General features: G+C 63.6%; 22 protein-coding genes. 17 read left to right on the top strand and 5 right to left on the bottom strand.

The features are described 5' to 3' along the window. Positions 1–35: 35 nt before the first annotated feature. A complete protein-coding gene (locus IPL79_01160; protein ID MBK9069610.1) occupies positions 36–2,483 on the top strand; it encodes a DNA topoisomerase IV subunit A in 2,448 nt (815 codons plus the stop codon). 7 nt (positions 2,484–2,490) lie between these two features. Further along, positions 2,491–4,431, top strand: coding sequence for a type IIA DNA topoisomerase subunit B (locus IPL79_01155; protein ID MBK9069609.1), 1,941 nt, complete (start codon positions 2,491–2,493; stop codon positions 4,429–4,431). Positions 4,432–4,653: 222 nt separating this feature from the next. On the opposite strand, the gene IPL79_01150 is transcribed toward IPL79_01155, so the two are convergent. Next, positions 4,654–5,442, bottom strand: a complete 789-nt coding sequence (locus IPL79_01150) for a hypothetical protein (protein ID MBK9069608.1) — start codon at positions 5,440–5,442, stop codon at positions 4,654–4,656. Between the two features lie 402 nt (positions 5,443–5,844). Between IPL79_01150 and IPL79_01145 the strand changes: the two genes are divergently transcribed. Further along, positions 5,845–6,417, top strand: a complete 573-nt coding sequence (locus tag IPL79_01145; GenBank protein ID MBK9069607.1) for a hypothetical protein — start codon at positions 5,845–5,847, stop codon at positions 6,415–6,417. Positions 6,418–6,856: 439 nt separating this feature from the next. After that, the gene (locus IPL79_01140) at positions 6,857–8,446 is read left to right on the top strand and encodes an FAD-dependent oxidoreductase (GenBank protein MBK9069606.1); all 1,590 of its coding nucleotides are present in this window, start codon (positions 6,857–6,859) and stop codon (positions 8,444–8,446) included. Here IPL79_01140 and IPL79_01135 read toward each other — a convergent pair. Further along, the gene (locus tag IPL79_01135; protein ID MBK9069605.1) at positions 8,436–8,753 is read right to left on the bottom strand and encodes an AgmX/PglI C-terminal domain-containing protein; all 318 of its coding nucleotides are present in this window, start codon (positions 8,751–8,753) and stop codon (positions 8,436–8,438) included. The genes IPL79_01140 and IPL79_01135 overlap by 11 nt on opposite strands. 316 nt (positions 8,754–9,069) lie before the next feature. Between IPL79_01135 and IPL79_01130 the strand changes: the two genes are divergently transcribed. From IPL79_01130 to IPL79_01110, 5 genes are all read left to right on the top strand, one after another. Beyond that, positions 9,070–9,900, top strand: a complete 831-nt coding sequence (locus IPL79_01130) for a hypothetical protein (protein ID MBK9069604.1) — start codon at positions 9,070–9,072, stop codon at positions 9,898–9,900. A gap of 45 nt (positions 9,901–9,945) precedes the next feature. Next, positions 9,946–10,830, top strand: coding sequence for a hypothetical protein (locus tag IPL79_01125; protein ID MBK9069603.1), 885 nt, complete (start codon positions 9,946–9,948; stop codon positions 10,828–10,830). 77 nt (positions 10,831–10,907) lie between these two features. Continuing rightward, complete coding sequence (locus tag IPL79_01120; protein ID MBK9069602.1) at positions 10,908–11,240, top strand: hypothetical protein; 333 nt, start codon at positions 10,908–10,910, stop codon at positions 11,238–11,240. 9 nt (positions 11,241–11,249) lie between these two features. After that, positions 11,250–12,122: a 3-methyl-2-oxobutanoate hydroxymethyltransferase gene (gene panB / locus IPL79_01115; protein MBK9069601.1), complete on the top strand. Its 873-nt coding sequence runs from the start codon at positions 11,250–11,252 to the stop codon at positions 12,120–12,122. A gap of 5 nt (positions 12,123–12,127) precedes the next feature. Then, positions 12,128–12,982 (top strand): pantoate--beta-alanine ligase, encoded by an 855-nt coding sequence (locus tag IPL79_01110; protein MBK9069600.1) that lies wholly within the window; start codon positions 12,128–12,130, stop codon positions 12,980–12,982. 9 nt (positions 12,983–12,991) lie between these two features. Here the strand turns inward: IPL79_01110 and IPL79_01105 are convergent, their stop codons facing one another. Next, positions 12,992–13,639: a hypothetical protein gene (locus tag IPL79_01105; protein ID MBK9069599.1), complete on the bottom strand. Its 648-nt coding sequence runs from the start codon at positions 13,637–13,639 to the stop codon at positions 12,992–12,994. Next, a complete protein-coding gene (locus tag IPL79_01100) occupies positions 13,636–14,211 on the bottom strand; it encodes a hypothetical protein (protein MBK9069598.1) in 576 nt (191 codons plus the stop codon). The genes IPL79_01105 and IPL79_01100 overlap by 4 nt, the downstream gene beginning before the upstream one ends. A 115-nt stretch (positions 14,212–14,326) precedes the next feature. On the opposite strand from IPL79_01100, the gene IPL79_01095 reads away from it, so the two are divergent. Genes IPL79_01095 through IPL79_01085 form a run of 3 tightly spaced genes read left to right on the top strand, consistent with a single transcriptional unit; the run spans position 14,327 to position 17,295 of the window. Next, on the top strand, positions 14,327–15,838 hold the full coding sequence (locus tag IPL79_01095) for a PD40 domain-containing protein (GenBank protein MBK9069597.1): 1,512 nt from the start codon (positions 14,327–14,329) through the stop codon (positions 15,836–15,838). Beyond that, positions 15,813–16,739, top strand: coding sequence for a M20/M25/M40 family metallo-hydrolase (locus tag IPL79_01090; protein ID MBK9069596.1), 927 nt, complete (start codon positions 15,813–15,815; stop codon positions 16,737–16,739). The genes IPL79_01095 and IPL79_01090 overlap by 26 nt, the downstream gene beginning before the upstream one ends. A 34-nt stretch (positions 16,740–16,773) precedes the next feature. Then, positions 16,774–17,295, top strand: a complete 522-nt coding sequence (locus IPL79_01085; GenBank protein ID MBK9069595.1) for a PDZ domain-containing protein — start codon at positions 16,774–16,776, stop codon at positions 17,293–17,295. 46 nt (positions 17,296–17,341) lie between these two features. Here the strand turns inward: IPL79_01085 and IPL79_01080 are convergent, their stop codons facing one another. Then, a complete protein-coding gene (locus IPL79_01080) occupies positions 17,342–18,355 on the bottom strand; it encodes a hypothetical protein (GenBank protein MBK9069594.1) in 1,014 nt (337 codons plus the stop codon). Positions 18,356–18,631: 276 nt separating this feature from the next. On the opposite strand from IPL79_01080, the gene IPL79_01075 reads away from it, so the two are divergent. From IPL79_01075 to IPL79_01055, 5 genes are all read left to right on the top strand, one after another. Continuing rightward, positions 18,632–19,819, top strand: coding sequence for an efflux RND transporter periplasmic adaptor subunit (locus IPL79_01075; protein MBK9069593.1), 1,188 nt, complete (start codon positions 18,632–18,634; stop codon positions 19,817–19,819). A 5-nt stretch (positions 19,820–19,824) separates the two neighbouring features. Further along, complete coding sequence (locus tag IPL79_01070; GenBank protein ID MBK9069592.1) at positions 19,825–21,051, top strand: ABC transporter permease; 1,227 nt, start codon at positions 19,825–19,827, stop codon at positions 21,049–21,051. Then, entirely contained in the window at positions 21,044–21,793 is a 750-nt protein-coding gene (locus IPL79_01065) for an ABC transporter ATP-binding protein (GenBank protein ID MBK9069591.1), read from the top strand. The genes IPL79_01070 and IPL79_01065 overlap by 8 nt, the downstream gene beginning before the upstream one ends. Positions 21,794–21,933: 140 nt before the next feature. Further along, positions 21,934–22,689 (top strand): hypothetical protein, encoded by a 756-nt coding sequence (locus IPL79_01060; GenBank protein ID MBK9069590.1) that lies wholly within the window; start codon positions 21,934–21,936, stop codon positions 22,687–22,689. A 205-nt stretch (positions 22,690–22,894) separates the two neighbouring features. Beyond that, on the top strand, positions 22,895–23,491 hold the full coding sequence (locus IPL79_01055) for a recombinase A (GenBank protein MBK9069589.1): 597 nt from the start codon (positions 22,895–22,897) through the stop codon (positions 23,489–23,491). Positions 23,492–23,493 lie beyond the last annotated feature (2 nt).

Here is a 23,493-nt window from a genome sequence, read left to right as displayed (position 1 = left end):
GCACGTGGCAAAACTCTTCGCTTCCAGGACCGACCATGGCTAAAAAACCCGCATCTATAAGCCCTCCCAAGAAAGCCGCGGCCCCTGCACCAAAGCGTGGGCGCGGTGGCAACAGCGGTGGCCATGGTGGTGCGGATGGCGGCGATGGCGGCGGCAGCGAACGCGATGCGTCGCTCTTAGATGAAGCGCAGCGGCGCTACCTCAACTATGCGCTCTCCGTGATCACCTCGCGCGCGCTCCCAGACGTCCGCGATGGGCTCAAGCCGGTGCAGCGTCGCATCTTGTTTGCCATGCTCAACGACGAACACCTGCGCCCGGATGCCAAGCATCGCAAGAGCGCCAAGGTGGTGGGCGTGGTGCTTGGCCGCTACCATCCACACGGCGACAGCTCGGTGTACGACGCCATGGTCCGCATGGCGCAAGACTTTTCGCTGCGCCTGCCGCTGGTCGATGGCTCGGGCAACTTTGGCTCGCTCGATGGCGACGCTCCGGCCGCGTATCGCTACACCGAATGCCGCCTCGCCCCGCCCGCGATGGAACTCTTGCGTGAATTGCAAAGCGACACCGTCGATATGCGCGCCAACTACGACGGCACCACCGACGAACCGACCGTGCTCCCAGCGCGTTATTGCAATTTGCTCGTTAACGGCTGCACCGGCATCGCGGTTGGCATGGCGACCAACATTCCGCCGCATAACCTTAAAGAAATCACCAATGCCTGCATTGCGCTGGCGGATGATCCCACGCTCAATACCACCAGCCTGCTCAAGCACATTCAAGGCCCCGATTTTCCCACCGGGGGCCAGATGCTCAACTCCAAGGTCGAGCTGCGACAAATCTACGAAACCGGCCAAGGCGCCATCCGCGTGCGAGGCGAATACAAGCTCGAGCAGAAGGGCAAGGGCAACGCCGACATCGTGATTACGTCGATTCCTTACGGGCTGACCAAGAGCACCGTGGTCGAGAAGATCGCGGAGATCATCATTGCGCGCAAGCTGCCCTACCTGCTCGACGTGCGCGACGAGTCCACCACCGACGTCCGCATTGTAATGGAGCTTAAAAAAGACGCCGACCCCGCGCTGGTCATGGCGTATCTCTACAAGCACACACCGCTGCAGGTCAATTTCAACATGAACATGACCTGCCTGGTGCCGCCTCACTACTTAGAGAGCAAGGCGAGCAAGAAGGGGCGCGACGTCGTCGCCTCGACCGTCTGCCAACCGTTGCGGGTAGGCATCAAGGAGGTGCTGCGCTACTTCCTCGAGTTTCGCTATGAGGTGACGTGCCGCCGCTTTGAGTACGACCTGGGGCAATTGCGCCGCCGCATTCACATTCTTGAGGGCTTCGTCACCATCTTCGACGCGCTGGATGAAACCATCAAGATCATTCGCGCCAGCGAAGGCAAGGAAGACGCCGCCAAAAAGATCATCAAGCGTTTTGGCATCGACGAGATCCAGACCGACGCCATCTTAGAGCTCAAGCTCTATCGCCTCGCCAAGCTCGAGATCAACGTCATCCGCGAGGAGCTCGAGCAAAAGAGCACCGAGGCGCGCCGCATCGAGGGCATTCTCAAGAGCGAAAAGAAGTTGTGGGCCGTGATCAAGGAAGAGCTTGCCGCGGTTGCCGAGGCGCTCGGAAACCCACGTCGCACCAAGACCGGCGGCGTCGCCGACGAGCCCGAGCTGGCGGCCGATGCCTTTATCGTCGACGAAGACGCCCACGTCGTGGTCACCCGTGATGGCTGGATCAAGCGCGTCCGCGAAATCAAGGACCCCAGCCAAACTCGCGTGCGCGAGGGTGACGAGGTCATGGCGGTGCTGCCCGGCTCCACCAAGGAAAAAGTGGTGTTCTTTACCTCCAAGGGCTCGGCCTACGTCATCCGCATTAATGATATCGCGGCGACGACGGGCTATGGCGACCCCGCGCAAAAGTACTTTAAGTTCGATGACGGCGAGCGCGTGGTGTATGCGATCACGCTCGATCCGCGCGCCATCGTGCCGCAGACCATGGTCGCGGTGTCGCGCCGTGGCTTTGGCATGCGCTTCTCGCTGGCCGCGCATAGTGAGGTCTCGACGCGCACCGGCCGCCGCTATGCGAAGCCGCAACCGGGCGACGAAATCATTGGCGTCGCGCCGTGCGGCGAACGCGATGTCGTGGTCACCGCGACCAAGCACGCGCACGTGCTGCTTTGCAAGGCCTCTGAAATCAACCTGCTCGAGGGCGCCGGCCGTGGCGTCACCGTCATCAAGATCGCCGATGACGACCACGCCATTGGCTTTGTCTGCAGCGGCTCCAAGGAGTCACTGGTCGTCGAAAGCAGCAAGAGCACCAAGCCGATCGCGATCGTCGCCGATCCGAAGCAAACCTCGAGCCGCGGCGGCAAGGGCCATCAAATCGCCAAGAAGGCCGAGCTCAAGCTCGTCGCGCTACCGGTCACCATCCCCGTGCTTGCGAACGGCGACGGCGGCAAAGGCATGAACTAAGGAATTTATGGCACAAGCGAAAGCAACCTATACCGGCGCCGATATCACCGTCCTCGAGGGGCTCGATCCTGTCCGCAAGCGCCCGGCGATGTATATCGGCGGCACCAGCAAGGCCGGCTATCACCACCTGCTGTGGGAAATCGTCGACAACTCGATCGACGAGGTGATCAACAAGCACGCCACGCGCGTTGCGGTAACCTTGCACAGCGACGGCAAGACGGTCACCGTCGAAGACAATGGCCGCGGCATTCCGGTGGACGTGCATCCCAAACTCAAAAAGTCGGCGCTTGAGATCGTATTTACGGTGCTGCACGCCGGCGGCAAGTTCGAGGCGGGCAAGAACTACACGGTATCCGGAGGCCTGCACGGCGTCGGCGCCAGCGTGGTCAACGCGCTCTCCAGCAAGCTCGAGGTCGAGGTGCGGCGCGGCGGCAAGCGCTACACGCATGCCTTTAGCCGCGGCATCCCGCAGGGCAAGCTCAAGGATGCCGGCGGGGCGCGCGGCACCGGCACGTGGGTGACGTTTCGCCCCGACGAAGACATCTTTGGCGCCAAGCTGGTGTTTGATCCCGAGCTGATCGCCGATCGCCTCGAGGCCAAGAGCTATCTCCACCGCGGCCTAGAAATCGTTTTTGACGACAAGACCGGCAAGGCGGGGCCGCAGACCTATCTGCACGCCAACGGCATCGCCGACTATTTGCCCAAGGTCGTCGCCGAGCGCAAGAAGGCCGCGGTGCCGCCTGGCACCAACGTCTTTTATTTTGAAAAACGCACCGACGAGGTGGGCGTCGAGGTCGCGCTGCAATGGACCGAGTCGCCCGAGGAACTGGTCAAGAGCTATGTCAACAGCGTGCCGACGCCGATGGGCGGCACGCATGACCAGGGGCTGAAGTCCGCCATCGTCAAGGCGCTGCGCAATTACATCGCGACGCACAACCTAGATCCCAAGGGCGTCACGATTACGGCGGATGACATTCGCGAAGGCATCGTCGCGATCTTGTCGACCTATGTGCAGGAGCCGCAGTTCCAAGGCCAAACCAAGGATCGGCTCAACAACCCAGATACCACCGCGCAGATCGACGCGCTGGTGCGCCCTGCCCTGGAGAACTTCTTAAACCAAAATCCCAACTGGGCCAACGCCGTGGTTGGACGCGTTATTATTTCCGCACGCGCCCGCGAGGCCTCGCGCGCCGCGGTGCAAGCCGTCACCCGCAAGACCGCGGTGTCGCACCGGCTCAACCTGCCCGGCAAGCTTGCCGACTGCGCCTCGACTGACCCAAACGAGAGCGAGCTGTTTATCGTCGAAGGCGACTCTGCCGGTGGCTCCGCCAAGCAAGGCCGCGATCGGCGCACGCAGGCCATCTTGCCGCTGCGCGGCAAGGTGCTCAACGCCGAGCAGGCCAACAACTCCAAGCTGCTGGCCAATCGCGAGCTGCAAGACATTGTCTCGGCGCTCGGCTGCGGCATGGGCGACAACATGGACCTCTCCCGCCTGCGCTACGGCAAGGTCTTCTTGCTCATGGACGCCGACGCCGACGGCCACCACATTGCCACCCTGCTGCTAACGTTTTTCTTTCGCCACATGCGGCCGCTCATTACCGCCGGCAACGTCTATCTGGCGCAGCCGCCGCTTTATCGCATCGACATTGGCCGCGCGACGCATTGGGCGCTAGACGATGCGCACCGCGATGCGATTCTAAAGACCGAGGTCAAGGGCAATGCCAAGCCGAGCATCACCCGCTTTAAGGGCCTAGGCGAAATGAATCCCGAGACGCTGAAGATGACCACGCTCGATCGCAAGACGCGTACCACCCTGCGTGTGCGCGTTGCCGATGCAGATTTTTTAAGCACCGACCGCGTGATCTCCGAGCTCATGGGCAAAGAGGTGGCGCCGCGCTTCAAGATGATTTCCGAGCATGCGCACGAAATCGAAGAGCTCGACGTTTAGGCAAACAGAAGCGCATTGCGTGGGCCGGAGACAATAATCGATGCGGTGTACGGCTTCGCGAGCCTCGTTGCTGCGTGCTTGGGTTAGCGCGGCCTTCCTCTGACGAAATACAAGCGTACGATTCCAGCATTCGGACACTAGCGTGTCGGCGTTCTGTTCTCCGCCCTTAGAGATCTTAGATTGTCCGTTTCTGGTTAGAGCCTTCGCGGCCACCACTTCGCGTTACATCGCGTTCAGCGACGCCATGATTTGCTTGCGGTCCTTGGCGGTCAGACCCTTCATCTTGGCCAACATCGGCGGCAGCTCGGCCTTGATGGTCTTGGCGCTCTCGCTGCCAGCACCAACCAATTGGTCGCCAATCGTGAGCTTGCCGGCTTGGTCGCGGACAATCGTCATGACAGGGTCGGCGCTGCGTACATAGATGTCAAAGCGCCAGTCGGCTTTGCCGCCATGCTGGTCTTCGGATTTTATATACGCGATTCGGCCGCCTGGAATTTCTTTGGTTAATTGTGATTTGATGCGCAGCACGCCATTTACGCGCAGCACGGTGCGGGAAACAGCTTGGACTTGCGGCCGAATTTCGCTGTTGCGACGTATCCCGGTCGATACCTCCGCGAGGGTGCCATCGGCCGCGTAGTCTTCTTGGATGTATCCATTAATTCTAGGTGTGCGCACTAACGAGTCGCGCAGCGAAATGTGACCGGCGACCATCACTCCCTCGGTTTTCACGCCGCGCCCGTAAGCGCTTCTGAAGTACTTGGAGTACCGGAAACCGACTTTGTCGTTGGCCGACGGCTTAAAGACACTGAGAAATAGGCGCGCCACCATTGGCCTCTGATCAAACAAACTCAAGCTCTCACCGTTTTCGAGTCCCGCAGGGGCGTCGCTTCGTTTCGTAAAGGGTTTAGCGTTCCATTTGCCTGGTTTTACGCCGGCGGGCAGGCGCGGTGCCCCTGCACCCTGTTCGATTTTCAGGTAGCGCAGCGCGGCCGGTCGCGGCTTGGGCGGCACGACCTTTTTGGGGCCACCGGCCAAGGCCACGTCGGGGGTGGCCAGGGCGGCAAGGGCCACGACGAGTGAGGTCGCAAGACCCAAGCGGCAAGCAGTTTGAAGGCGTAGTTGCAACATGCCGACACGTAGTGCAATTGGCGTGCCCGACTAAAACTGACATAAATCATTGAAGGCTGGTTTATCACCCTTCGCGCTGCTGAGGCCAAGGCACCTCATCAAGGCCTGTGGTGGCCGCTGGCGTTGTGCGTCCCTCTTCCAGTCGCGGCAGGGCCAGCGCGCTGACAAATTTCCGCGGCACCGCGCACGCCTGTCTCAGATTTTCGCGGCCACGGCGAAGCCAACGCCGCGAAACTGCATGTGCCGTGGCGCGGTGCAGGTGGCATGCGGCGTGCACTACGGCGCGTGATGCATAACCAAAAATGGCTCGGTCTTATCGCTTGCGGCATGGTGGCGACGTTGACCGCTTGTGATGACCCGAGGGCCCCGGCGCCGCTAGCTTGCCCCGACGGGATGGTGTGCGAATGCGCGGGCGACCTAGACATGACGATCGAGTTGGCACATGTGCCTGACAAGATGCGGGCGACCTTTCACGGCGAGATGGTCATAGACGACTGTTTTGGGCAGGCGTTTACCATCGTCTCGAACGACCGTACACCCCACGCGCTGATCCTCAACAACGGCGGCTTTGGCTTTACGCCGCCCAATACGATCAGCCTCGAGGTTTTTGACCAAGGCGATTGCAGCGCCACGGAGGTGCTCATCTTCGCGGTCACCGATGAGCCCGTGCCCGGCGCGCCATTCACTGAAACGTGCATGAGCGCCACCATATTCTTCCCCGCCAGCGAGGGCTGCTACAGCGACGACGCGTGCGACGATGGCCTAACCTGCTCGGCACAAACCGAATGCCTGCCGCCACCCAATTGCGGCGACGACCCCTGCCCCGAGGTTTGCTACGGCTATTGCGTCGCGCCGTAAGGCATGTCGCTACCACGGCGCGCACACTTTCCGGCAGGTGGCGCACGTTTCTTCCGCGAGCATAGATTGCACGGCCGTGGTGTTGGCACCGAGCGCGGTGGATACCACAAGCATCTCGCACGACTCCGGAGGGTCGCTATCTGCGAGCAGGAAGACACGTGCGCCCACCTGCCGGTCCTCCATCTATCTGCGAGCAGGAAGACAAGTGCGCCCACCTGCCGGGAAGCGCCACCTGCCGGTCAGCGCGAACGCAGCTTGCATATGTGCTCATGTAGGCGCGTGTGCGGCGCGCAAATGCTCGCGTCACGCTGCAATCGCGCAGCGCCAACCTAGTGCACAGACAACGCAGCGGTTAGCATGCGCGCCACCCTATGGCAAATCCATCGCATGTTCGCAGAACCCCTGTCATCAATCGCTGCGCAAGGCGCTTGGCCTCGCGATGGCCGCCGGCGAATCAAAGCTGCCGTTAAATGAGTTTCTCGACCAAGAACTCGCGGCCGCCGCGCGTGCAAATTCGCGGCGAAATTTTCTCAAGTCATCAGCGGCCATGGTCGCCGCAACCATGATCTTGCCCTCGCTAGGCTGTGGACCCAAGGCCGGGTTGCGCACCGCTGGGCGCGCGCAAACCAAACGCATTGCAATTATCGGCGGCGGCATTGCGGGCCTTAATGCCTTACATCACCTCAGCAAGGCCGGCGTGCAGGCGACGGTTTACGAGGCGTCAAAGCGCACCGGCGGCCGCATGTATACGGCGCAGGAAATCATGGGGCCTGGCACGTGGACCGAGCTGGGCGGCGAATTCATCGACACCACCCATGCGGACATGTGGGCACTCGCCAAGGAATTTAAACTTGAGCTCATGGATTACTTGCAAGCCTCCGAAGAGGCGCTAACCGGCGAAGCGTTCTTCTTCGATGGCAAACACAAAACGATCCGCGATGTCGTCGCCGAATTCATAAAGTTCGCGCCAAAGCTCAAGGCCGACATCGAAAGCCTGCCCGACGGCATCGACTGGAAGACCACCGACGCCAACGCGATCCGCCTCGACAAGACCAGCCTCGCCGACTACCTGACCTCGATCGGCGCCACGGGTTGGGCGGGGACGCTGATCGGCAACTGCTACGAATCCGAGTACGGCCTATCGCCAGGCGACCAGTCGGCGCTCAACTTGCTCCTCCTCATCTCGCCCGATGTTCACGGCGGCCACATTTCGTGGTTTGGCGAAAGCGACGAGCGTTACAAGACGCGCGGCGGCAACCAAGCCTTTCCCGACGCGCTCGCCAAACAATATGCGGCGAATATTCGTCTTGAGCATGCGCTCGCGACGATTGCGCCAACCGAGGCCGGCGGCTATCGCCTTGGCTTTGCCGGCCAGCCCGAGACCGTCGACGCAGATTTTGTCGTCATGGCGATTCCCTTCACTAAGCTGCGGCAGCTCGATCTGACGGCGCTGGCGTTGCCGGCGCAGAAACTTCAATGCATCACCGAGCTCGGCTACGGCACCAACGCGAAGCTCATGCTCGGCCAAACCAAGCACCATTGGCGCGGCAAAGGCTATCGCGGCCTGGTGTACGCGGATAACGGCGTACCCAACGGTTGGGACAATGCGCAGCTGCAGACGCCCGACGATGGCGCCGCGGGCCTGTCGATCTTGTTTGGTGGCAAGCCCGGCATGGACGTTGGCGAGGGAACGTCTGCAGAGCAGCGCGACGTATTCTTGGCGAAGTGGGAGCAAATATATCCCGGCGCCAAGGCGCACCACAACGACAAGCACGCGCGCATGCACTGGCCAACCTACCCGCATGCGCTTGGCAGCTACGTGTGCCCGCGCCCCGGCCAATACACGACGCTCTCGGGCTGGGAGCAAACGCCGGTGGGCAATTTACTTTTCGCGGGCGAACACTGCGGCGGTGAATTTGCCGGCTTTATGAATGGCGCCGCCAAGAGCGGTCGAGAGGCCGCCGAGGAGCTTATTGCCCGCCTCGACGCGGGCGCGACGACGGCCGCAGCGGTTGACGCTAAGGCTTAAATTCGATCGGATAGGCCTTGATGTGCACCGCGCCATCGGTGGCGATGGCAAATTTGATTTGCTTGATGGCCGATGCGACGCACGTCTCAAGCTCTCGCGAAACGCCTTTGGCCGCCGCCTGGGTGACCACGCCATCCGGCGCGATGTCAAAACTCGCGACCACGGTTCCGGCAAGGGTTGGCTGCCCGACGAGTAATCCCTCGTAGCATGTGCGCATGTCTGGCAGGTGCGCGCGGACGCCAGCGCGCACGATGTCAGCGGTGCCGGCATGGCGCGTGTCGCTGGCCACCAGGTCAGCACTAGTCATGGTCGAAATCTCCGCTACCGCACCTGTGGGAGGCTCGCTAGGCGGAGCCTGTGCAGGCGCCGGCGCGGGGGTCGTGCCCGATTTGGCGCACGCCGTCGTAGCAAGGAGTATTATTGATGCTAGGTGGGTTAGGCGCATTTGGCCATCAGACAACCAGCCAGGGTGCCCGGTTCCGGATTATTTGGGGGCGCGTAACTCGGGGGTGGCAGCGGTGGTACAATGGGGCGTGCGGCTGCAGTATTTTTGTGCGGTTGGATTGCTAGTGGCGGCCCTGGCCTCCCCAGTGGCCGCCGAACGGGCATCGTTTTGGCAACGCATGTTGGACCCAAAGGCGGCGGCCTTGGCAGATGCCACGCGCCTGGGCGACCAGCTGCTGGGTAGGTTGTCAGAAATTCCCCGCGCCAGCGTCGTGGCGCGCGTCTACGAACACTATCGACAAATGGCTGCCATTTGGCCGGACGAACCGATCGCGCATCTCCGCCTCGCGGGCATCATCACGCATATCATGGCAGTGTGCACGCCGACGTGCGCCACGGCGGAGGATCGAGCGTTGGCGCTCGAAGCCCTCACGCATTGGCAAGCTTATTTCGACCTCGCGCCCGGCGACGAACGCACCTTCGCGGCGACGTTTCAGCGCGCGATCCTGCGCACCAAGGTCGGTGGCGATCAGCTTGCGCTGGCGGCGCAGGACTACCGCAAGCTCATCGCCTTGGGCGATCTAGGCGCATATCTTGGCTCGCCCTCGGTATTACATCTCAACCTCGCCGAGGTGCTCATGATGGACTCGTCGCTCGACGCTTCGATCGACGAGTATCGCGTGGCGGTCAGCCTTTCGCGCGAACCAAGCAGCGCCTACGGCCTCGCGGTCGCGCTCGATCGCGCGGGCTATGTCGACGAGGCGCGCGATGTTATACGCGGCCTCGGCAAGTCGGCACTAGAAGAGTACAAGGTTAGCATCGATCGCGGCGATACCTTTTATGTGCCCGAAGGCGAGGTGTTCTATTACTATGGGGTTGCGCTCGATGCGCTAGGCCACGGTGATTTGGCGCGCATCGCCTTCACCACCTTTGTCGAATCTGGCGCCAACCCGCAGTTCGCGCCGCAAGCGCGCGCCCACATCACGCGCCTCACCCGCGCCGCCCGGTAAGGGCTCACGCTTGCGCGCATGCGCGCAACATGCCACGATGGCTAAATGCGAGCTGCGATCGTACGGTGTCTCGCCCTGCTAGGCGTCGCGCTTGGCCTTTTGGCTGCACCTTGGGAGGGATGGGGCGACGTGCCGATGTGGCAACGCAGGGACGTGACTCCAGCCTTTGTCGCCATGCAGCGCGCGCCATTTTGGGAGCCGCGCGATGGCGCCGGCGAGCAACTCGCATATACGCTGCGGGTCGCCCTAAGCAGCCAACGCCTTGTCGACGTGAGAGGCGCCGCGAAACAACTCGCGGCGATCTCCGCGCCATCACCATCGGTGCGCCTGAAATTGGGAGAAGCCTATTTTCGTACCGCTCAGTTTGCGGCCTGTCATACGATCTTGGCCACGCTGCCAAGCGCCGAAGGCGGGCGCCTCGTCGCGCGCGAGGCCGAAGGTGCCTTGATGATGCATGCCCAATGTTTGGCACGCGATGGGCAACCCGAGGCCGCGCTCGCGTTGTTGCAGCGCGCGATGCGTCGGGGGGATGAGACGGCAAATGGCTGGTTTCTTATAGGCGAGAGCCTGGCGCTGCTGGGGCGATGGCGGCAGGCGCACGAGGCCTTTGCGCGTTCGCATCAGCTGCAACGCTCAGGCAGCGCCGCGTGGGCGGTCGCCGTGTTTGCGGAGTTGGCGGCGGGTCAGATCGAGGGCGAAAAGGCCGCGCTTGCCGCGCTCAGCGTTGACTCACGGCTGACGGGATGGAGACGAGCCTATCTTGGCACCGCCCAAACCGAGGTGCCAACCATCGCGGTGCCCTACGAACACCTGGTTCAGGCCATCATGTATCGCACGATCGAAAGCTACGCTGAGTCGTTATCCATGACCCGCGTGGCGCTTCATGCGCTGGAGGCCACACCACCAGCGGCGCCGATCGCGCGGACCTAAGGCAGCGCCTAGCCGCGATTGCCGCCTTTGTTACACCGCTGGCCGCGCGGGGCGACATCCGCGCGACGGGGCTAACCGTGGCGCAAGCCGAGGCCATCGTGACGCCACATTTGTCCGCCCTTCGCAAATGCACGCTCGCCACGCCGATGGTCGTCTATGAGGTCAAGATCGCCAGCGGTGGCACCACCGCGCGAGCCGCTATTAGTTTCAATGCAAAAACGGAGCAACTTGGCGCCGGCACGGACTGTCTTGCAGCGGCGGCCAAGACGATAAGGCTACCAACCATCACGCCACCCGGGCCAACCGGCGCGACCACCACGCCCACGAGGCTCCCCGTGCACCGTTCGGGCGTGATTCTCCCGGGGGGGATTCGCCCGGTGGAGATTGTGTTCAAGGTCATCTCGCTGTAAGCCCATGGCATGAGCCGCGTCACCATCGCCTCGCTGCGCGCCCAAAAGCAGGCGGGCGAAAAAATCTCGGTCCTCACCGCCTACGACGCCACCTTTGCCAAATTGCTCGATGCCGCGGGCGTCGACGTGCTCTTAGTCGGCGACTCGCTAGGCATGGTGGTCGCCGGCGCCGAGAACACGCTCGCGGTTACCATGGATGAGATGATCTATCATTGCCGCGCGGTCGCGCGCGTTGCCAAGCGCGCCCACGTGGTTGGCGACATGCCGTTTATGTCGTATCAGGTGTCGGTGGAGCAAGGCCTGACCAATGCCGGGCGCTTGATGAAGGAAGGTGGCTGCCACGCGGTCAAGCTCGAGGGCGGCGCGGTGCATGCCGAGCTCGTCGCGCGCTTGGTTACCGCAGGCATTCCAGTGATGGGCCACATCGGCCTCACACCCCAGTCATTCCACCAAATGGGCGGCTTCAAAGTGCAAGGCCGCGAGCCGGGGGGTGCGGCGCGCTTGCTTGCGGACGCCCAAGCGCTCGAGCGCGCGGGCGCCTATAGCGTTGTGCTGGAAGGCATCCCGAGCGAAATCGCCGCGGACATTACCACCAGCCTCTCCATTCCGACGATCGGCATTGGTGCGGGCGCGGGCTGCGATGGGCAAGTCTTGGTCGTCTACGACATGCTCGGCATGGACGCCTCGTTCAAGCCAAAGTTTGTTCGCCGCTACGCCGATGTCGGCAGCACCATTACCGACGCGACCGCGCGATACATCGCCGACGTGCGGGCGGGTGCGTTTCCCGCCGAAACGGAAAGCTTCGCGGCGCGGCCGACGGGCGGCACCGACGCCGCGCCATACTCGTCGCCGGCGTCACCCGCGGGCGCCAGCAAGGCCTAGGCAGCATGGCCAGCTATCAAATCATTCGCGAGCCGGCCGCCATGCAAGCCTTTGCCGAGGCGGCGCGCGCCCGCGGCCAGCGCCTCGCCGTCGTACCCACGATGGGCTACCTCCATGAAGGCCACCTGTCGCTGTTGCGCGAGGCCAGGCGACGCGCCGACGTCGTCATCTTGACGATTTTTGTCAATCCGACGCAGTTTGGCGCCAATGAAGACCTGTCGCGCTATCCTCGCGATGAGGCGGGCGACCTGGCCAAGGCGGCGAGCTGCGGCCTCGACATTGCTTTTTGTCCCGACGCCACCGCCATGTATCCCGCAGGCAGCCAGACCTTTGTCACCGTGCGCGAGCTGCAAGTGCCGATGTGCGGTGTCACAAGGCCGGAACACTTTACCGGCGTCGCGACCGTGGTGGCGAAGCTGTTTAATCTGACGCGGCCACACGTCGCGCTGTTTGGCGAAAAAGATTTCCAGCAGCTCGCGGTGATTCGGCGCATGGCAGCCGACCTGAATTTCAACGTCGAGGTCGCCGGCATGCCAATTGTCCGAGAACCGGACGGATTAGCGATGTCATCGCGCAACGTCTATCTCACGCCGGCGCAGCGGATCGTGGCGATTTCGCTGTCGCAGGGACTGCGCGCGGCCCAGGCGCGCTATGCCGCCGGCGAGCGCGACGCCGCCGCCCTGCGCGCCGCGGCGCTTGCGCCCATGGCCGCCCATGGCGCCGCCCTCACCCTCGACTATCTCGACGTGCGCGACGCGGCAACGCTTGCCGCGGTTGACGTCGTGGCCGGCCCCACCGTGATCGCCGTCGCCGCCTTTGTCGGCGCCACGCGCCTCATCGACAACATCGTGCTGGCTTAGACGTTTCTGTTACGCGGCGCGCGCGATGTGGTCGAGTTTTTGTGGAAGGCTTGCGCGATAGAACCGTCGCAGCTCGGCGATCATCGGCTCTACCGCCCCGCGCGCGACAAAGCGGCGCTCGAGTCGCTCGCTATAGCGCGCCGCATTGTCGTTGGCGGCGAGGTACCGCGACACCTCATCGGGCGACAATGATGCCTCCAGATCGAATTGACGATAGAGGCGGTCGCGCAGCTGCGCCGAGCCACCGTGCGCCGCCACCGGCGCCGCCAAAAAACACGCGGCGTACTTGTCGACTTCGGCTTGCAGCTCAAGCTCAAGCTGCGAGGTCGCGCGGCCCTGCCTTGCACAATGCGCGGCATAGACAAAATGGCTGACGCCCTCGAGCGCGAGGAGAAACGCGGAAAAGTCGCGTGCGGGTTCGTGGCGCGAGGCCTCCAACCGGACCAACAGATCCGCATCGAGATAGAGCGCCAACGCGAGCTCATCGCCTTGCCCGTCATCGAGCACCAAAAGTTGCTCCTGCACCTCGCTTGGGCCAGTCAAATGGTCGCGCGTGTCGCGGTCAATCAGGAACGACCGCACGTCGACGCCCGCCTCGACGCGGTAAATGTCTTCAAGGCTCTGTTGCAAATCGATAAGGACGCCAAGCCCTCTCACTCAAAATCTCCACCGGTGCCGCCGCGCTTGTTACTGGTCACCAGCACGACGCCCATGTCGCGCAGCGCCTGCTCGGCACGCTCGTCGCGTTGCGCGATCCAGCGCTCATAGATCTTCACCACGTCGCCCGAGGCGATATCAACCCGGCGTCGCACCTCGGCGAGCACTTCGACAAAGCCGGGAAACTTTGATGACAGCTCGTCGTAGACCTCGGTCAGCGTGCCATCCATGCGGCCCGAAAGCTCGCGGTACGCGGTGGCCCCGATGCCGCAGTAATAGTCTTTCCCGACCAGGCTCTTGTTTAGCGAATCGCCAAAAAAACCCGCGACATACAGCGAGGTGTCGCCGACTTCCTTGAGCGCCTTGACCCGCTCCACCGGCGGCGCGTAGATCGTGCCGGCCAGGCGCAAGGCCAACGGCTCGTCGGTGATGCGCTGGGTGGCGAAGTCGCCAAGCAGCGAGACGAGATACCATTCGGCCGGGCTGGAGGTCGTGACGTCTACCGCTTGCAGCGCGTCGCACACGACCTCGTGGAAGTAACCATCCACTGATTCATGTACAGAAAGTCCCATGTTTCTATTATCAGCAACTTGGCGCCAGGTGCAAATAAATGCGTGCGGGTCGCGAGCCAAGTCGCTAGAATCACGTGTGCGCGTGTGTCGGCGGTCGTGGTATAGACGCGCCGTTATGAACGCAACTGTAACGTCTGCCACATGTCTGCTCGCCGCGATGGGCCTTGCCTGTGCTGGCAAGGCGCCCGGGCCGAAACCACGCCCCGCGCCCGCCGCATCCCCCACGGCGGCGCCGACGGATGACGACGCCCCGGGCCTCGCCGCCGCCGACGTCGACATGCTGCGCGATCCCAAAGAGGTCCATCTCGCTAATTTGAGGCAGCTAACCTTTGGCGGCGAAAATGCGGAGGCGTATTGGTCGTTTGGCGGCGAAGCCCTGAGCTTTCAGACGACGCGCGCCGGCATGGGGTGCGACCAAATCATGACGATGAACGTAACCGGCGATGTCACGCCGCAGCTAGCTTCGACCGGCACAGGGCGCACCACCTGCGCACATTATGCGGCGGGCGACGGCGAGATCATCTATGCCTCGACGCATCACCTTGCGCCCGAATGCCCTAAGCCGCCCGACATGTCCAAGGGCTATGTGTGGGCGCTTTATGACTATGAGATCTTCAAGGCCAAGCCCGGCAGCGCCACGCCGATCGCGCTGACCAACTCGCCTGGCTACGACGCCGAGGCGACCGTGTGTGGCAAAGACGGCAGCATTATTTTTACGTCGACCCGCGATGGCGACCTCGAGCTGTATCGCATGGACGGCGATGGCAAGAACGTCGCGCGGCTAACGCATGATGCCGGTTACGACGGCGGCGCCTTTTTTTCGCCAGACTGCAGCCAGATCGTGTGGCGCGCCTCGCGGCCCCAAGGCGCCGCGCTCGCCGACTACCAGGCCTTGCTGCGCGAGAACCTCGTGCGCCCGACCCAACTTGAGCTGTGGGTGGCCAACGCCGACGGCAGCGACGCGCGGCAAATTACGTATCTCGGGGTCGCGTCGTTTGCGCCATTTTTTCATCCAAACGGCCGCCGTATCTTGTTCTCGTCAAACTATCCCGATCCCAAGGGGCGCGAATTTAACTTGTTCGCGATCAACCGCAATGGCACGGGGCTCGAACAAATCACCTTTGCCGCCGGCTTTGACGGCTTTCCCATGTTCTCGCCCGACGGCAAGACGTTGGCGTTTTCGTACAATCGGCGCGACGTGCAAACCCTGGCCGATGGCAGCACGGTCTACCGCGCCACCGGCGCGCCAGCCGGCCCGAACGATACCAACGTGTTCCTCGCCGATTGGGTCGATGAAGTCGGCCCCGATAGCGGCGCGGGTGGCGTTGACGGCGCGACCGACGGCTTAGCGAAAAAAGAAATCGTCGTGCCGCATGTTGCGCACAAGATTGCCGACGCGGCGGACGCGATCGCGAGCACCGTCCGCGCCCTCGCACATCCCGCCATGGAAGGGCGTGGCGTTGGCACCGCAGGCCTCGAAAAGAGCATCGGCCTCGTCGAGCTTCACTTTTCGACGCTTAAGTTGACGCCGGCGGGGGCGCAAGGGTTTCGCCAACCCTTTGAGGTTACCGTTGCGATGGAGCGAGCGCCGACGAGCACCTTTGCTGATCGATGGCGTCGCCGTTGATAATACGCAATGGACGCCACTGCTGGCGTCGGCAAATGGCGTCGCCGCAGGCAAGCCGACGCGCGCGGGATGGGGACGCGGCCTGCCAGGCAAGGGCGTCGCCAGCGACTATGACAAGCTTAGCGTCAAGGATGGCGTCGTGCTCGTGCATCGATTTGCCCCCGCGCAGGCTGCCGGAGACGGCGCGGCCGCGAGCACGAGCGCTAGCACCTCGCATGCCGCGCCAGCGAGCGGCGACTTCGCGAGCAAGCTGCGCACGGCGCGCACGCAAGGCGCCAAGGCGATCATTATTGTCGACGATGGCGACCCGGGCGCCAAAGAAGCCGCGCTGCCCGAGCTGGTTGGTACGCGCAGCGGCGCCGACGCGGGCATCATCGCGATCGCCGCGACCCGCGCGCTCGCTCGTCAGCTCGATGCGGCTAAGACGATCGAATTGCGCGTCGAGCTCGTCGCCAAGAAGGTCACCACGCACAACCTGATTGGCAAGTTACGCGCCACGTCCGCGAGCGGTGGGCGAGGACCCGCCATCGTCATTGGTGCCCACCTCGATCACCTCGGCTATGGCGGCGCCGCATCGCTTGCCCCGGGCCGCGCGATTCACCCTGGCGCGGACGACAACGCGTCGGGCGTCGCGGTAATGCTTGAGGTCGCGAGGCGCCTTGCCGCCTCTACCGCACCTCGCGAGCGCGACATCTACTTCGTCGCGTTTTCCGCCGAGGAAATGGGCGTCCTGGGCTCGACATATTTTGTAAAGCACGCAGGGATCAAGTTCGCCGCGATGATCAATATGGACATGGTCGGGCGCATGCGCGCTAACGCGCTTACCGTGCTGGGCGCCGATTCGGCCAAAGAATGGCAGCGCCTGGTGACCACGGTGCGCGGCGGCAAACGTTACCTGTGACGTCGGCGGCACCGGCTACGGGCCGTCGGACCACATGCCTTTCTACATCGCGGGTGTGCCGGTCTTGCACTTCTTCACCGGCTCACACCTCGACTATCACCGCCCTTCCGATGTGTTTGGCACCATCAATTTCGCCGGCGCCGCGGTAGTCGCGCATGTGGTGGCGGACCTCGCGCAGCAGCTCGTCGGTGGCGCGCGTGGCAAGCTGACCTTGGTCAAATCCAAGGCGCCCCCGCCACAGGGTGGCGTGCGCGGCATTTCCGCCTCGCTGGGGACCATTCCCTCGTACAATGATGACCCCTCGGCGCCGGTGGGCATGTTGGTCTCGGATGTTATTCCCGGTGGCGCCGCCGCGAATGCCGGCGTGCGTGCGGGCGACCGCATCATCAAGCTCGATGAGGTGGCCATCCGCAACGTCGAGGACCTCATGGCCGTGCTAAGTGCCGCCAAGCCAGGGACGCAGGTGCGCATTACGGTGCGGCGCGGCGAGGCTTCGATGGTTTTGAGCGGCACGTACGGCGCGCCTCGTAACCCTGCCCCGTCGGCGTCGCGTTAGCGCAGCGTGGGCGGCAAAGACGACGGGAGGTCTTGTGCCCTAACGCTTAGAAGCAGTTGAGGTCGATGACGTCGGCGATCGCGCTCATGCCCTCGAGGCTCGCCGGCACGGCATGCCCCGCGTCGACGGTGGCCGCTTCTTTCTTGCTCGCAATCACATCGTAGTACAGGTAGCCCTGCGGCACGGCGCTCGAGCAGTCTTGGGTGCCAAATAAGAAATATACCAAGGTGGACGGATAGTCGTAGCGCCCGCTGGTTGCAACCACGCTCTCGCCGGCTAGAAGTCCCTCGCTTTGCGCGTCGTAGGATGCACATGGCGAACCCGCAAACGCCGCGTCGATGCGCGACATCGCGCTGTCATCATAGCCGCACTCGCGCGGGCCCGCAGCGCATATATCCGGGGAAAAAAGTTCATCGCAGCTCGGCTGCCATGAAGCGGGATTGCCGCAGCTAAGGTGCATCTGGCCCATCGGCGGACCTGCCGTCGGCACGGCCAAGTCGATGATCTCGTCGCGCCCAAAATGCGCCAACGCATAGGCAATTTCGCTGGCGCCGCCCGAGTTACCGGTGACGCAAAACGGCGCATCGCCTGCTGGCTCCTCCAACCAGGTGATGAGCGTTGCATAGCGGCAGGCCGCGCTGAGCATGCCATGCTCGCTGTCCAGCCAGCTCGTAACCCACCGCCGCTCGACCGTGCTAAAGCCTAGATCAGCGAGGCGATTGATGATTTCAAAACCGTACGAGCCAACGCCGCCCCCGCCGCTTCCTAACACAACTAGACCGCGATGCGTATTGGTCCGCCCTGGAACGCGCGTCAGGCGTGCGTTGAGATCGGGCACGTTTGGACATTGGACGGTCACCTCGACACAGGTCGCATCAAGCGGCGCTTCGACCTCGGGCGTGCAGGCGCCCACCAAGGTTACCGAGCCGAGTGGCCGGACGACCTCTTCGTTTGGCGCATCGGGCGCATCGGCATCGGTGGCCACCGCCGGGCTGCGATAACAGGCGATTACCGCGCACAGGCCAGTTCCACTAACCAAGCGCAAGAGCCAGCCACGCACGTACCTAGTCTATCAGAGTTTCTCGTGCCGCGTTCGAACTTTGGGCCCCGGTGAGAACGGCGCTAGAGCGCATCTCATAACCCCGGACCGAGCGAGCGAGAGGCAGGTTGGTTAGCTGGCAAGGCGCGAAAGAGGCTCATACTGGTTGTATGGGCCGACCACGCAACGCCGCCAGCTACCAAGCTGGCCCCGCTCGTGATGGGAGGGGTTTTGAGATGCGCTCTAGATGAGCCCCACGGCGTTGCCACCTTCGTCGGCAAATGCTAGCACGAAGGCTTGGGCACCTTTCATTCGCATCGACGCGCCTGGCTTGCGGGAGCAGCCTCCCTCATCCTAATCACCGGCGCGCTGGCGTACCGGCGATGCACTGCAAAGGCACCGGCCTACGTCGAGGTCGCGGTGCGCGAGCTCAAGCAAACCATTGTCAGCAGCGGTCAGGTGATGCCGCCGGCCGAGGTGCGGCTTGAGAGCCTGCTCACCACCAAGGTGCGCGCCATCCATAAGCGCGAGGGCGACGTCGTCACCGCGGGCGAGGTGATCCTCGAACTCGACGATAGCGATCTGGTGGCCGCGATCGCGACGGCCGAGGCCGCGGTCGCGCAGGCGCGCGCGGGCAAGCTAGGCGTGCGCACCAGCACCTTGTCGCAGGCAAGCGAAGGCCTAAGCCAAATCCGCGCCAATCTGCGCGAGGCGCGCTCAGATTTGGAGCGGCAGCGCGCCATGTTTGCCGGCGACGTCGTCACCGCCAGCGTGCTGGAAAAGGCGCAGCGCGCGGTGAGCATTTTTGAGAGCCAAGAAAAGGCGGCGCTTGCGCAGGTTAGGGCCTCGTCGCAAGGCGGCGCGACGCAGCTCTCCGCGTCGGCTGCGCTCGCGGTGGCCGAGGCGCAACTCGCGGCGGTGAAGGTAAGCCTCGAGCGCGCCACCATCGCGGCGCCGATGGATGGGATTATCAGCGAACGGTTTGTCGAAATTGGTGAGGTGGTGCGCCCGGGTTCGGCGTTGCTCGTGCTCACCGCGCAAGGCCGCACGCGCATCGTGCTCGAGCCCGACGAGCGCAACCTAGCGTTGCTTCGACTTGGCCAGCGCGCCGTGGTATCGGCGGAGGCCTACCCCGCCGAGACCTTTGACGCGACGCTCGCGTACATCGCGCCCGCGGTGAACGGCGCCCGCGGCACGATCGAGGTGAGGCTTAACGTCGCCAACCCGCCCGCGTATTTGCGCCCCAACATGACGGTATCGGTCGAGCTTCAGGTCGCAACGCACAGCCAGGCCTTGGCGCTGCCCAAGACCGCGATCGCCGAGCTCGGCAGCGCGCGCGCGTGGGTGGGCGTGCTCGGCCCGCGTGGCAAGGTAGCGCGGCGCGAGGTGGCGCTCGGGTTGATTGGCGACGACCTGGTCGAAATTGTCAGCGGCCTAAATGCCGGCGAACGCGTGGTGCTAGACCCACGCGCGGCAGGCAACTAACGCGTATGCAGGTTCATGCGTTCATCGCGCTGCGCTTCATGTGGGAACAGCGCACGCAAAATGCGCTGATCATCACCGGCGTCGGGGTTGGCCTCGCGGTACTGGTATTTTTATCTGCGCTCATGAGCGGTTTGCAGGCCTCGCTGATCGAAAAGACCACGGGATCGCAACCACATATCGTCGTGACGCCGCTTGAGCAGGAAGGCCGCCCACTATTGCCGGCGACGCCCGAGAGCCCCATAGCGTATCTGCGCCGCATCGAGCGCCCGGTGCAACGCATCCAGACCATTCCCGAATGGACGAAGATCGATCGCCAGGCCGCGAGCCTAAGCGGCGTCGTCGCGAGCGTGCCGCTGGCGGCGGGGCCGGCGCTGGCCATCCGCGGCGCGGCCGAGCGCGCGGTGGCCGTGCTTGGCGCCGATGCGCGGCGCCTCGACGCCGTGGTGCCCATCGCCAAACATATCGTGGCGGGCACCTATGGCGTCGACGGCAGCGATGTCGTGCTCGGCGTCGAGCTGGCAAGCGACCTCGGGCTGGGCGTCGGCGACCGCCTGCGCATCAAGACCGCCAGCGGCGAAGGCCAACTATTTTTGGTGCGCGGCCTGGTCGACATGGGCAATCAAGCGCTCAATCGCACGTGGGCGCTGATGAGCCTGCGCAACGCGCAATCGCTGCTGCAACTCGGCGGCGAGGCGACCGCGCTCTACGTGCGCGTGGCGGAGCTCTATAACGCCGAGCCGGTGGCGCAGCGACTCGCGGGCCTCACCGGGCTGACCGCCATGAGCTGGATGGCGAGCAATGCGCAGCTGCTCACGGCGCTCAAGTCGCAGAGCGCCTCGACGACCATGATTCATGTCTTTGTCATCATCACGGTCGCGATCGGCATCGCCAGCGTGCTGGTTGTCTCCATCTTGCAGCGCTCGCGCGAGATTGGCATTTTGCGCGCGATGGGCGTCACGCGGCGAGGCATCAGCGCGGTGTTTCTCATGCAAGGCGCGCTGATTGGCCTCATTGGCAGCGCGGTCGGCAGCGCGCTCGGCGCGGCCTTGGCATGGGCATTCATGACGCTGCTGCGCAATCCCGACGGCACGCCGCTGTTTGATATCGCGCTGACGCCCGGGCTGTTTGGCCTGGCAACCGTGCTCGCGCTCGTCGCCGGCATTGGCGCCGCGGTGCTGCCGGCGCGGCGCGCGGCGCGCCTTGACCCCGCGGAGGCGATCAGCCATGGCTAGCGAGGTGACGCCAGGGCCATCGCCAGCGGCAGCGTCTGCGACGGTGCCAGCGCCAGCAACCGCCCCGGTGCTGCAGCTGTCGCAAATCTGCAAGGATTTTGGCGAGGGCGACCTGGTAACGCATGTGCTCAAGCAGGTCGACGTCACCGTGTATCCCGGCGAGTTGGTAGCGATCATCGGGCCATCAGGCAGCGGCAAGAGCACGCTGCTCAATATCATCGGGCTCCTGATGTCACCCACTAGCGGCACCCTGCGCCTGGGCGGCGATGACGTGTCGCAGCTGGACGACGGCGCGCTCACCAAGCTGCGCGGCGAACGCATTGGCTTTATCTTTCAATCGCATCACCTGCTTGGCGGCCTCACCGCAGCGCAAAATCTCATGCTGCCCTTGATGATCGAGCGCGGCCGCGAAACCCCGGAGATGCGCGCGCTGGCGCTAGCCACCCTCGCCGACGTCGGGCTCGCTCACAAAGCCGATGCCCTGCCCTCGCGCATGTCGGGCGGCGAGCAACAACGCGTCGCGGTCGCGCGCGCGCTGGTCAAACATCCTCCGCTCGTGCTGGCCGACGAACCCACCGGCAACCTCGACACCGACAACGCCGAGCGCGTCTTCGCCCTCATGGAGCAATACAACCAGCAGCGCGGCACCGCCTTCGTCATCGTCACCCACGACCCCCGCATCGCCGCCCGCTGCCAGCGCACCATCGAAGTCATCGACGGCCGGGCTCGCAGCCTTCGCTAAACGTCTCGGAGCTGGGGCCAATTGGCCGCAGCGCCGGCGATTCCACGCATGGTCTACGGGCACCACGGCGGCGCGCAGCGCCCCCAAGCATCCCTTGCCGCCAACTGCGGCCTGGCACATCCATTGCACATCACCGCCGTATGATGCGGTGTTCCCATTTCATGCTCTTGCTCACCCTAATCCTGGGTACCGGCAGCTCTTTGCTGACGCCTCGTGCCGAGGCAAACCGCATGCGCAAGGCAGGTGCCCCGCGCCCCGATAAGAATGCGGTGCGATTTGGCAAGGCCGCGCGCGACAGCAAGCGGCCGACAGCGTCTGGCACCTTACATGGCCCTGGGCCAGGTGACAGGCAGTGGAACCACGTAGATCCAGCAAACTCTACCCTGTCGCATACCACCCTCGTCGGCAAAATCGTTACGCGGCAAGACAAAAAGACGTGGAGCTTGTCAGGCAACTTGCACAGCGTTGACAAAAGCTATTCCAAGAGCGCGGGCATCCCCGGGTACTTCGAGAGGAAAACAACCTTTTCGCGAACCATCAGCCGTATCGCCAAGCCGGGTCGCAGCATCAGCGATCCTGTCGATGGGGTGCTGTCGACCAAGCGCGAATATATGAAGCCTCTGACGGCACATGTCAGCCTGACCGTTCGCGATGGCAAGGACCCAGGGACCACGTTCTATATATTTACAGATAGTAGTACGTTTCCAACCGCGCAAGCCGGCGCCGTCGTTGCAGCCGACGGGCAAATTCTCGAAGTTAGGTCGAACCTTCAAGACAGTCCGAGCGCCGACATAAAATCTCAGCTCGCATTGCTCAGCGGGCGCGCCAATCAATCGCCTTCATCCGCCAAGCTCGCCGGCATCGCCAAGGCTTTGCTAGCAGCCTCCGACGAATAGGGGGTCACTCCCTGGGTGAAATTCACTTTTAATTACAGCCAGTTGCCACCCCTAGTGCGTAGTCAGCTGCTGCGTAGAGTAATTACGCAGTTGGGGTCATATCTATCTGAAATAACTGCGTAATTTAGGCAGTGGAGTGACCCTATTGTCAGGGGGATGCCTGAACATGTAATCAGTGTTGGTGGGGCCGTCATTGCTAGCATTGTTGGAGCCGGACGTACGCCGCACGGAGGCGCGTAGCGAGGCTGCGTTTGCGTGGGATGTTGCGGCGCTCGCGGGGCGAGTGGTGGAGCTATCGGGGCATGGCGCGGCAGCGCCGTTGTCGGCGGCGATGTCGCTCGTGCGGCGGGCGCAAGAGGCCAGCGACGTCGCGGCGTGGGTGGCGGCGCGCACGTCAGTTTTTTTTCCGCCCGATGCCGTGGCGTGCGGGATCGACGTCGCGGCGTTGCCCGTCGTGCGTTGCCCGCACGTGCCGAGCATGTTGCGCGCCGCCGAGATGTTGGTGCGCTCGGGCGCCTTTGCGTTGGTGGTGGTCGATATCGGGGCGCGCGCCGAGGTGCCGCTGGCGTTGCAAGGGCGGCTCGCGGGCCTCGCGCAAAAACACGATGCGGTGATCTTATTTATCACCGACAAGCACGACGACGATGCCTCGCTCGGCTCGATGGTTTCATTGCGCCTCGCCTGCCCGCGCGAGGCTGCGGGCGATGGTGGCGTTGGCTGCGCGCTGCGCGTGCTCAAAGATAAGCGCCATGGACCAGGCGCCACGCACCGCCTGAATTTTGCGCGTGGGCTGGGGATGTAAGC

It is taken from the genome of Myxococcales bacterium (assembly GCA_016716835.1).
Lineage (GTDB): Bacteria > Myxococcota_A > Polyangia > Haliangiales > Haliangiaceae > JADJUW01.
Note: the sequence above shows the minus strand (reverse complement) of the source record. Positions and strands in the feature narration are given on the sequence as shown.

Bases quoted from the DNA above. Each gene is read 5' to 3' on its own strand.
- IPL79_01155 (MBK9069609.1), top strand. From the start codon at position 2,491: ATGGCACAAGCGAAAGCAACCTATACCGGCGCCGATATCACCGTCCTC.
- IPL79_01065 (MBK9069591.1), top strand. From the start codon at position 21,044: ATGGCTAGCGAGGTGACGCCAGGGCCATCGCCAGCGGCAGCGTCTGCG.
- IPL79_01060 (MBK9069590.1), top strand. From the start codon at position 21,934: ATGATGCGGTGTTCCCATTTCATGCTCTTGCTCACCCTAATCCTGGGT.
- IPL79_01085 (MBK9069595.1), top strand. From the start codon at position 16,774: ATGCCTTTCTACATCGCGGGTGTGCCGGTCTTGCACTTCTTCACCGGC.
- IPL79_01110 (MBK9069600.1), top strand. From the start codon at position 12,128: ATGGCCAGCTATCAAATCATTCGCGAGCCGGCCGCCATGCAAGCCTTT.
- IPL79_01095 (MBK9069597.1), top strand. From the start codon at position 14,327: ATGAACGCAACTGTAACGTCTGCCACATGTCTGCTCGCCGCGATGGGC.
- panB (MBK9069601.1), top strand. From the start codon at position 11,250: ATGAGCCGCGTCACCATCGCCTCGCTGCGCGCCCAAAAGCAGGCGGGC.
- IPL79_01160 (MBK9069610.1), top strand. From the start codon at position 36: ATGGCTAAAAAACCCGCATCTATAAGCCCTCCCAAGAAAGCCGCGGCC.
- IPL79_01130 (MBK9069604.1), top strand. From the start codon at position 9,070: ATGTTGGACCCAAAGGCGGCGGCCTTGGCAGATGCCACGCGCCTGGGC.
- IPL79_01135 (MBK9069605.1), bottom strand. From the start codon at position 8,753: ATGACTAGTGCTGACCTGGTGGCCAGCGACACGCGCCATGCCGGCACC.
- IPL79_01125 (MBK9069603.1), top strand. From the start codon at position 9,946: ATGCGAGCTGCGATCGTACGGTGTCTCGCCCTGCTAGGCGTCGCGCTT.
- IPL79_01100 (MBK9069598.1), bottom strand. From the start codon at position 14,211: ATGGGACTTTCTGTACATGAATCAGTGGATGGTTACTTCCACGAGGTC.
- IPL79_01140 (MBK9069606.1), top strand. From the start codon at position 6,857: ATGGCCGCCGGCGAATCAAAGCTGCCGTTAAATGAGTTTCTCGACCAA.
- IPL79_01070 (MBK9069592.1), top strand. From the start codon at position 19,825: ATGCAGGTTCATGCGTTCATCGCGCTGCGCTTCATGTGGGAACAGCGC.